General features: G+C 39.3%; 1 protein-coding gene. It reads left to right on the forward strand.

Features of this window, described 5'->3' with window-relative positions; genetic code table 11:
• Positions 1 to 1,655, forward strand: a 1,655-nt coding sequence (locus M1G12_RS09705; protein ID WP_247949832.1) for a mucin-binding protein, incomplete at both ends; no start/stop codon positions are given.

Genomic DNA, 1,655 nt, shown 5'->3' on the forward strand with positions numbered 1-1,655 from the left:
CGCGCTCAAGGTTACCGTCTTGTTCAAGACCAGTATGGAACAGGTAAAAATTATGACGGCCAAGAAGGTGTTGATACATATTACGTTGATGTAACTCCATATGTTGTACCAGTTACACCAGACAAGCCATTGACGCCAGGAGGGGAAGTGCCAACTGATCCAAGCTCTCCAGAAGATCCTAATCCAGCAGATCCTCAATTCCCTAATCCAACAGTTCCAACACATCCTAAAGACCCTAAATATCCAAAACCAGATAATCAAGAAATTCTTAAGTTGAAAGAGGAAGTGAACCGTACAATCACTTATTATGCTGAAATTGATGGTGTGAAAACTCCAATTTCAAAAGAAATTCCGACTCAAGAGGACTCTGTACAATTCGAACGTAAAGGGACAGTGAATCTTGTTACGGGAGAAACTACTCTTGGTAATTGGGAAACAACAAAAGATAACTTTGATACAGTAGTTCCACAACCAACAGTTGTAATCGAAGGTAAAGAATACACGTTATCTACAGTTGCTAAAGTAAAAGAAGGAACTCCTTCTGTGTTGGCAGGTAAGAAATCTGTTGATGGAGAAACGGTTGTTGCAACCGATGACGATTTGTTCTACGAAGTTGTTTATACACCTGTTACTCCTAAACAAGGAAATGTTATTGTTGAGTATTATGATACTGAAGGTAACAAAATTAAAGAAGATGTAGAAGACACTCCAAAAACAGATGAAGGTACTGATTATGATACTAAGGAACACAAAGATCAAAAAATCGTAAAAAATGGAGTGACATACTATTATAAAGAAGTGAAGAATGATTCTGATTCAGAAACTGGTAAAGTTAAAGAAGGCACTACGACTGTTAAATATGTATATGAAAAAGCAGGTAATGTCAACATTAACTATGTTTCTACAGAAGGGAAGGTTCTTCAATCTCCAATTAAAGATACTGTAGATGGTAAACCTGGTTCTACTTATAATGCATCTGAGAACTCTACTGAAAAACCTTCAACAATTACTACTGCTGAAGGTAAGACATACCGTTTAGTAACTTCAGCTGGTGAGACAATTGATGGAAGTCACAAATATGATGAGAATGGTGTCTCTATTAGCTCACAATCTTCTCCATCTCAGGGCATTGTTGAAGCCGGAGTTACTAAAGAAGTAACATATATTTACGAAGAAGTTCCAGAAGCACCAGTAAAACGCGATGATAAAGCTATTGTTATTTATCGTCATGTAGATGCACAAGGTTCAGTTGTAAAAGAGCTAGAGCGTACAGAAGAGTTTGCCGGTAAAGAAGGTGAACCTGTATCCTACACAGAAGCAGAGAAGCAGTCTGTAATTGATAAATACCGCGCTCAAGGTTACCGTCTTGTTCAAGACCAGTATGGAACAGGTAAAAATTATGACGGCCAAGAAGGTGTTGATACTTATTACGTTGATGTGACTCCAGAGAAGCCAGTAACTCCAGAGAAGCCAGTAACTCCAGAGAAACCAGTAACTCCAGAGAAGCCAGTAACTCCAGAGAAGCCAGTAACTCCAGAGAAGCCAGTAACTCCAGAGAAGCCAGTAACTCCAGAGAAACCAGTAACTCCAGAGAAGCCAGTAACTCCAGAGAAGCCAGTAACTCCAGAGAAGCCAGTAACTCCAGAGAAGCCAGT

The sequence above is a fragment of the Streptococcus mitis genome (assembly GCF_023110375.1).
In the GTDB taxonomy this organism is placed as follows: Bacteria; Bacillota; Bacilli; order Lactobacillales; family Streptococcaceae; genus Streptococcus; species Streptococcus mitis_CI.